This is a genomic window from Inquilinus sp. YAF38 (assembly GCF_052113205.1).
Lineage (GTDB): Bacteria > Pseudomonadota > Alphaproteobacteria > DSM-16000 > Inquilinaceae > Inquilinus.
This window is the reverse complement of record NZ_JBFRCU010000085.1, coordinates 24,603-32,161: the sequence shown is the minus strand read 5'-3', so window position 1 is coordinate 32,161 and position 7,559 is coordinate 24,603. Positions and strand designations below refer to the sequence as shown.

The following is a 7,559-nucleotide window of genomic DNA, read 5'->3' as shown; positions in this document are numbered from 1 at the left end:
GACCGCGGCCGCCCGCGCCGGGATGTCCCAGCGCCGGCCGGCGGCCCGCACCGGCGGGGTCGCCGCCAGGCGCCGCAGCGCGATCGGCAGGCAGGCGGCGAAGACGATCAGGTTCAGCGCCACCGCACCGGGCAGAGTCCAGTCGACCCGGGAGACCGCGGCCGCCGTGGCGCCCCATCCCAGCAGCCCCAGCGGCAGGCTGACGGCGAGGCTGCGCGAGCGGGCCAGCAGCGAATACAGCGTCAGGAACACCGCGGTCGCGGTGTTGACCGCCAGGCTGGCCACGGCGCTGCCGGCGATGAAGGCGGCATCGTGCTCCATCGCCAGGAAGACATAGGCCGGCCCGACCGAGATCGGCAGCGTCGCGATCATCGCCCCAAGTACCGGCCCGCTGCGCTCGACCAGCAGCGAGGCGGCGACCACGATCGCGGCGGCCAGCGCCAGCTTGGCGGCGAACAGGAGCCAGAACGGGTCGATCACGGCGGGTCTCCGGGCGGCGGGCCGTGCTCCTTGCTAGACCATCCGATGCCGCCGGTGCCGTGACGCTTTGTCGGACCAGTCCTGCGCGGCGAGACCTTTTTCAAAACCTCCCAAAACCCGTCATCCCCGCGAAAGCGGGGATCTCGTCACGCTTCGACCGGCAAGAGATTCCCGCTTTCGCGGGAATGACGATAAAGGGAAAGGCCGCTGCTCTAGAAAGGTCTCGCATGGCGGCTTTCCACCGCAAGAACCGGGTGGCGGCCTCGCGGTATCTCGGCCAGAACAGGGGCATGAGCACCACCAAACCCGCAGCCCCACCCGCGATGAGAATCGCCGACTGGCTGCTGCTGATCGCCCTGTCGATCGTCTGGGGCGGCTCCTTCTTCTTCTCTAAGGTGGCGGTGGCCGAGCTGCCGCCGCTGACCATCGTCCTCGTCCGGGTCGGGCTGGCGGCCGCGGCGCTGCTGCCGGTGCTGTGGCTGGCCGGCCAGGCCCTGCCGCGCGACCGCGGCATCTGGGCCGCCTTCTTCGGCATGGGGATGCTGAACAACCTGATCCCGTTCTGCCTGATCGTCTGGGGCCAGACCCGGATCGGCAGCGGCCTCGCCGCCATCCTCAACGCCACCACGCCCTTGTTCACCGTGCTGGTCGCGCATGTCCTGACCGCCGACGAGAAGATCACGCCGAAGCGGCTGGCCGGGGTGCTGCTCGGCCTCGCCGGGGTGGTGGTGCTGATCGGGCCGCAGGTTCTGGGCGGGCTCGGTGGCGAGGTGACGGCGGAGATCGCGATCCTCGGCGCCGCCTTGTCCTACGCCTTCGCCGGCATCTTCGGCCGCCGCTTCCGCGGCCTGCCGCCGATGGTCACCGCCACCGGCCAGGTCAGCGCCACCAGCCTGATGATGCTGCCCATCGTCTGCCTGGTCGACCGGCCCTGGACCGTGCCGATGCCGAGCGGCACGACCGTGCTGTCGCTGGTCGGGCTGGCGCTGCTCAGCACCTCGCTGGCCTATGTCCTCTATTTCAAGCTGCTGGCCCGGGTCGGCGCCACCAACACGGTGCTGGTGACGCTGCTGATCCCGCCCAGCGCGATGCTGCTCGGCCACCTGGTGCTGGGCGAGGTTCTGTCCGGTCGGGCGTGGATGGGCATGGCATTGATCGCGCTTGGCTTGATCGCGATCGACGGGAGGCTGTTCGCGAAGCTGTGGCGCGCGATTGACCGATCGTTCGGTCAGGCCACCTCGTCGTAAGTGACGCCGAGCGAGGCCAGGGCATCCCAATAGCCGGGATAGGTCTTCGCCACGCAGCCGGGGTCGAGGATGGTGATGCCGCCGATCTTCAGCCCGGCCAAAGCGAAGCTCATGGCGATGCGGTGGTCGGCATAGGTCTCGATCCGGGTCGGCAGGGTCTGGCCGGCCAAAGCGGGGTCGGAGGCGACGATCAGGTCGTCGCCCTCCTCGCGGCCCAGGCCGGGGCGGATGCGCGACAGCTCGGTCGCCAGCGCGACGACCCGGTCGCATTCCTTGACCCGCAGATTGGCGATGCCGGTGAAGCGCACCGGCGTCTGGTTGAACGCCGCCAGCACCGCCAGGGTCGGCACCGCGTCCTGCATCTGCGACCCGTCGATCACGGCCGGCAAATGCGGGAACCGGGCGATCAGCGCCTGGGCCTTGGCATCGGGCTGGGTGAAGGCGGGCACGCCCAGGTCGATGGCGCCGCCGGTCAGCACCTCGGCGCCCCACAGATAGGTCGCGGCCGAGGCATCGGGCTCGATCACATGGTCGGCGGCGCGGTAGCCGGTCGGCTGCACCCGCCAGGTGGCCTCGTCGACCTGCTCGACCTCGGCGCCGAAAGCCCGCATCGCCGCCACGGTCAGGTCGACATAGCCGCGGGCGCCGATCTCGCTGCCGGTCAGCGCCACCTCGACCGGCCCGGTGCCGTAGGCCGCAGCCATCAGCAGGGCGGAGATGTACTGGCTGGACAGGCCGCCATCGATCTCGACCCTGCCGGGCGCGAAGGGCCCGTGGCCGCGCACCGTCACCGGCGGATAGCCGTTGCTGTCGGCGATGTCGATGCCGAGCGAGCGCAGGGCCTGCACCAGCGGGCCGATCGGCCGCTTGCGCATATGCGCGTCGCCATCCACCACCACGGTGCCGTCGACCATGGTCACGGCGGCGGTCAGAAAGCGCGTGGCGGTGCCGGCGTTGCCCAGGAACAGCGGCCCGGCCGGGGCCAGCAGCCGGCCGGTGCCGGTGACCGTGAAGCTGGTGTCGTCCGGCTCCTCGACCGTCACGCCCATGGCGCGCAGGGCGGCGGCCATCAGCTTGGTGTCGTCGCTTTTCAGCGCGCCGGTCAGGCGGCTGGTGCCGCGGGCCAGCGCCGCCAGCAGCAGGACGCGGTTGGTGATCGACTTCGATCCGGGCGGGGTCACCCGGCCGGTCAGCGGCCGGCCCGGCGCCTTGATCGTCAAACCGTTTGCGCGCGCATCCATGCCGGTCGTCCAACTCTCTCGGGTCATCATCCTGTCCTAGCGGCCTGCGCGGCCTTCAACCAGCGCGATCGGCTCATTCGAGCCATTCGGTGATGAAGGTGCCGTTCTCATGGATGTCGATGGTCTGCAACGGGCCGGGGCCGGGATTGGTGAATTTGTGCGGCGTGTTGGGCGGCACCACCACGATCTGCCCGGCCTCGGCCAGGATCTCCTGGGCGCCCAGGGTGAACAGGACGCGGCCGGCGCGGATGATGAAGGTCTCGGGGTAGGGGTGGCGGTGCAGCTTCGGCCCACCGCCGGGCTCGGCCCGGTCGAAGAAGATCACCGAGACCCCGGCGCCGTATTTCCCGAGCTGGATCTCGCCGTGCCAGCGATCCGGATCCTCGGCCCAGGCCTGGCGGTCGATGACGGGCTTCATGGCGGTCTCTCCCTTCGTGTCTTACATCTCCGGCCCCAGCGTCCGGGCCTCGCCCAACAGCCAGTCGCGGAAGGCGATCAGGCCGGGGCGCGGTGCCCGGTCCGACGCCACGGTGAACCAGTAGCCGTGGCGGCTGTGGAAGCCCAGGCCTGCCGGATTGACCAATCGACCGGTCAGCAATTCCTCGCCGATCAGGCAGCGCGGCACCAGGGCCAGGCCCTGGCCGCCGATCGCGGCGCGGATCACCAGCGCGTAGAAGCCGAAATGCACCATATGGGCCGGGGTGAAGCCGGCCAAGCCCTGCGCCTCGGCGAACTCGCTCCAGCGCAGCGGCGTGTGGCGGTGGTCCAGCACGGTGTAGCGGCGCACATCCTCGGCCCCGGCGATGCCGCCCATCCGGGTCAGCAGCGCCGGGGCCCCGACCAGCGCGACGTTGCGGCCGAACAGGTACTCCGCCTGCTGGCCCGGCCAGTCGCCCTCGCCGAAGCGGAACACGCCGTCGGCCTCCTCGACCGTGTCGCCGGTGGCCTGGGTGGTGAACTGCACCTCCAGCTCCGGCTGCGCCCTGGCCAGCAGCGACAGCCGCGGCACCAGCCAGCGGTCGCCCAGGATCGGCAGGACATGCAGCCGGATGGCGTTGGGCGACCCGCGCAGCGCCGCGATCCGCCCGGCCGCGGTCTCCAGCGCCCCCAGCGCGATCCGGGCCTGGGCGACGTAGATCCGCCCGGCCTCGGTCGGGACCAAGCCCCGGCCGGTGCGGGCGAACAGGGCCATGCCGGCGATCTCCTCCAGGCTGCGCAGCTGCTTGCTGACCGCACTCTGGGTCAGATGCACGCTCTTCGCCGCCTCCGAGGCCGAGCCGTGCTCGACCAGTGCGGCCAGCACCCGAAGCGCGGTGGTGGAGGGCAGGGGGATCTGCGGCATCTCTCCGGCTATGACCATTCGGACTGGCGCGCACGATATTCCATTCCGGACTATCGTGGGGAAATCATTTCCATTGTGGCGTGCCGGCCGGCTTGACAGCATCCCTGCCGAACAGGGAGCCGAGCATGACCGAACCGACCCGTCTCTGGGGCGCCCGCTTCCGCGCTGCGCCCGCGCCGGAGCTGATGGCCCTGTCGCGCTCCGACCCCAGCCATTTCCGCCTCGCGCCCTACGACCTCGCCGCCTCGGCCGCCCATGCGCGCGAGCTGGTGCGGGCCGACATCCTGACCGCGGCCGAGGGCGAGACGGTCGCCGCCGCCCTGGCCGGGCTGGGGCGCGACACCGCCGCCGGCACGGTCCGCCCGAACGATGGCGACGAGGACGTCCACACCTTCCTCGAGCGCGTGCTGACCGAGCGGCTCGGCCCGCTCGGCGGCAAGCTGCGGGCCGGCCGGTCGCGCAACGACCAGGCCGCCAACGACCTGAAGCTGTATCTGCGCGACGTTGCCCGCCGCCTCGCCGGCCATGTCATGCGGCTGCAGCAGGCGCTGGTCGGGCAAGCCGAGGCGCATGTGGCGACGCTGGCGCCGGGCTTCACCCATCTGCAGCCGGCCCAGCCGGTCACCTTCGCGCACCAGCTGCTGGCCCACGCCCAGACCTTCGCCCGCGACGTCGAGCGGCTGCAGGACTGGGACCGGCGCAGCGCCCGCTCACCGCTCGGTGCCGCCGCGCTGGCCGGCTCCGCCATCGCCCTCAGGCCCGACCTGTCGGCGGCCGAGCTGGGCTATGACGGCCCCTGCGAGAACTCGATCGACGCGGTCGGCAGCCGCGACCATGTGGCGGAGTTCCTGTTCGTCGCCGCGATGCYGTCGGTGCATCTGTCGCGGCTGGCGGAGGAGGTGTTCCTGTGGTCGTCGCGCCAGTTCCGCTGGGTCGAGCTGGACGATGCCTACGCCACCGGCTCCTCGATCATGCCGCAGAAGAAGAACGCCGACATCGCCGAGCTGACCCGCGGCCGCGCCGCCCGGCTGATCGGCGGGCTCACGGCCATGCTGACGGCGTTGAAGGGCCTGCCCTTCGCCTATAACCGCGACCTGGCCGAGGACAAGCGCGCGGCGTTTGAGGCGGTCGACACGCTCGACGCCGTGCTGCCGGCGATGGCCGGGATGCTGCGGACGATGCAGGTCAACGTCGAGACTTTGCGGCGACAGTCGGTCGAGGGCTTCACCCTGGCGACCGAGGTGGCGGATTGGCTGGCGCGGCGCGGCGTGCCGTTCTCGGAGGCGCATGAGATCACCGGCGCCCTGGTCCGGCACTGCGAGGATCGTGGCATCGGGCTGGAGGAGCTGGCGGATGCCGATCTGGCGGCGGTCGACCCGCGGCTGGCGCCGGAGATCCGGTCCTGCCTGACGCCCGAGGCCGCGGTCGCGGCCCGCAGCGGCCATGGCGGCACCGCGCCGGACCGGGTGCGCGAGCAACTGGCGCGGCTGCGCGAGCTTCTGGTCGAGCAGGACAGCTGGGCCCAGGCCTATGATGGCCCGCGCGGCTGAACGGGCAGGGGGCAACGCATGACCGACACCACACCGACAACGATGGGGACGGGCACCTCGCCCTATTCGATCGCCCATCTGCGCCATGTGCCGCGCCGGCACTATGGCCGCTGGGTCGCGGCGGCGCTGATCCTGCTGGCCCTGGCGGCGATCGTGAAGGCCTTCGCCGAGGGCCAGATCGCCTGGCCGGTGGTCGGGCAGTTCTTCACAGCCCCGGCGATCCTGTCGGGCCTGGCCAACACCATCCTGATGACGGTCTGCGCCATGGCGCTGGGCATCGCGCTCGGCGTCGTCTTCGCCATCATGGTGATGTCGCCCAACCCGGTGCTGAAGACCGTGGCGGTCGGCTATATCTGGTTCTTCCGCGGCACGCCGCTGCTGCTGCAGCTGCTGCTGTGGTTCAACCTGGCGCTGGTGTTCCCGACCATCGGCATCCCCGGCCTGCTCGAAGGGCGGACGGTCGACCTGATCACGCCCTTCGTGGCGACGCTGCTGGGCCTCGGCATCAACCAGGGCGCCTACACCGCCGAGGTGGTGCGCGGCGGCATCCTGTCGGTCGATCTCGGCCAGACCGAAGCGGCCAAGGCCATCGGCATGACCCGGCTGGTGGCGCTGCGCCGGATCGTGCTGCCGCAGGCGATGCGGGTGATCATACCGCCGATCGGCAACGAGGTGATCAGCATGGTCAAGCTGACCTCGGTCGCCAGCGTCATCCAATACGCCGAGATGCTGCGCAACGCCCAGACCATCTACTATGCCAACGCCCGGGTGATTGAGCTGCTGATCGTCGCCGCGATCTGGTACCTGGTGGTGGTCACGGTGCTCAGCATCGGCCAGCATTTCCTGGAGAAGCGCTTCGCCCGCGGCCGCGGCGACAACCGGGCCAAGCGGACCGTCGTCATCGACCAGCCCAAGGAGGCCTGAGCCATGCCGCCGATGGTGGTCGCCGCCGATGTCGACAAGCATTTCGGGTCGCTGCACGCGCTGCAGGGCGTGTCGCTGGAGGTCGAGCGCGGCGAGGTGCTGTGCATCATCGGCCCGTCCGGCTCGGGCAAGAGCACGCTGCTGCGCTGCATCAACCAGCTGGAAAGCGTCGATGGCGGCGCGGTCTGGGTCGATGGCGAACTTGCCGGCTTCCGGCGGGAGGGCGACGCCCTCTACGCCCTGACCGACCGCGAGGTGGCGCGCCAGCGCCTGGCCAGCGGCATGGTGTTCCAGCGCTTCAACCTGTTCGCGCATCTGACCGTGCTGGGCAACATCATCGAGGGGCCAGTGACGGTGCAGAAGCGGCCGAAGGCGCAGGCGGTGGCCGAGGCCATGGCCCTGCTGCAACGCGTCGGCCTGGCCGACAAGCGCGACGCCTATCCGGCCGAGCTGTCCGGCGGCCAGCAGCAGCGCATCGCCATCGCCCGCGCCCTGGCGATGAAGCCGAAGCTGATGCTGTTCGACGAGCCGACCTCGGCCCTCGACCCCGAGCTGGTGGGCGAGGTGCTGGCGGTGATGCGCGATCTGGCCGCCAGCGGCATGACCATGATCGTGGTGACGCATGAGCTGGGCTTCGCCCGCGAGGTCGCCGGCCGTGTGGTGTTCATGGACCGCGGCCGGATCGTCGAGATCGGGCCGCCGCAGCAGGTGCTGGGCAGCCCGCGCGAGCCGCGCACCCGCGACTTCATCGCCGCCGTCCTGTCGTGACCGGCGG

At 70.9% G+C, this 7,559-nt stretch carries 8 protein-coding genes; 4 read left to right on the top strand and 4 right to left on the bottom strand.

Annotation, left to right across the window (positions count from 1 at the left end):
* The coding region (locus AB4Z01_RS28575; RefSeq protein WP_441699446.1) for a hypothetical protein at nucleotides 1-480 on the bottom strand (480 nt) is incomplete at its 3' end.
* A gap of 227 nt (nucleotides 481-707) precedes the next feature.
* Here AB4Z01_RS28575 and AB4Z01_RS28570 point away from each other — a divergent pair.
* Nucleotides 708-1,727: a DMT family transporter gene (locus tag AB4Z01_RS28570; RefSeq protein ID WP_441699444.1), complete on the top strand. Its 1,020-nt coding sequence runs from the start codon at nucleotides 708-710 to the stop codon at nucleotides 1,725-1,727.
* On the opposite strand, the gene AB4Z01_RS28565 is transcribed toward AB4Z01_RS28570, so the two are convergent.
* The 3 genes from AB4Z01_RS28565 to AB4Z01_RS28555 form a co-directional block, all read right to left on the bottom strand.
* Nucleotides 1,709-2,968, bottom strand: coding sequence for a 3-phosphoshikimate 1-carboxyvinyltransferase (locus tag AB4Z01_RS28565; protein WP_441699442.1), 1,260 nt, complete (start codon nucleotides 2,966-2,968; stop codon nucleotides 1,709-1,711). The two genes, AB4Z01_RS28570 and AB4Z01_RS28565, sit on opposite strands and share 19 nt — an antisense overlap.
* 73 nt (nucleotides 2,969-3,041) lie before the next feature.
* Nucleotides 3,042-3,386: a cupin domain-containing protein gene (locus tag AB4Z01_RS28560; protein ID WP_441699441.1), complete on the bottom strand. Its 345-nt coding sequence runs from the start codon at nucleotides 3,384-3,386 to the stop codon at nucleotides 3,042-3,044.
* Nucleotides 3,387-3,407: 21 nt separating this feature from the next.
* Nucleotides 3,408-4,310 carry a LysR substrate-binding domain-containing protein gene (locus AB4Z01_RS28555; protein ID WP_441699439.1) on the bottom strand — a complete coding sequence of 301 codons (903 nt, stop codon included), beginning with the start codon at nucleotides 4,308-4,310 and terminating at the stop codon, nucleotides 3,408-3,410.
* A gap of 125 nt (nucleotides 4,311-4,435) precedes the next feature.
* Between AB4Z01_RS28555 and argH the strand changes: the two genes are divergently transcribed.
* From argH to AB4Z01_RS28540, 3 genes are read left to right on the top strand one after another with little or no spacing between them, the layout of a single operon-like run.
* Nucleotides 4,436-5,860, top strand: a complete 1,425-nt coding sequence (argH, locus tag AB4Z01_RS28550) for an argininosuccinate lyase (protein WP_441699437.1) — start codon at nucleotides 4,436-4,438, stop codon at nucleotides 5,858-5,860.
* A gap of 18 nt (nucleotides 5,861-5,878) precedes the next feature.
* Entirely contained in the window at nucleotides 5,879-6,784 is a 906-nt protein-coding gene (locus AB4Z01_RS28545) for an amino acid ABC transporter permease (protein WP_441699435.1), read from the top strand.
* Between the two features lie 3 nt (nucleotides 6,785-6,787).
* Complete coding sequence (locus AB4Z01_RS28540) at nucleotides 6,788-7,552, top strand: amino acid ABC transporter ATP-binding protein (protein WP_441699434.1); 765 nt, start codon at nucleotides 6,788-6,790, stop codon at nucleotides 7,550-7,552.
* Nucleotides 7,553-7,559 lie beyond the last annotated feature (7 nt).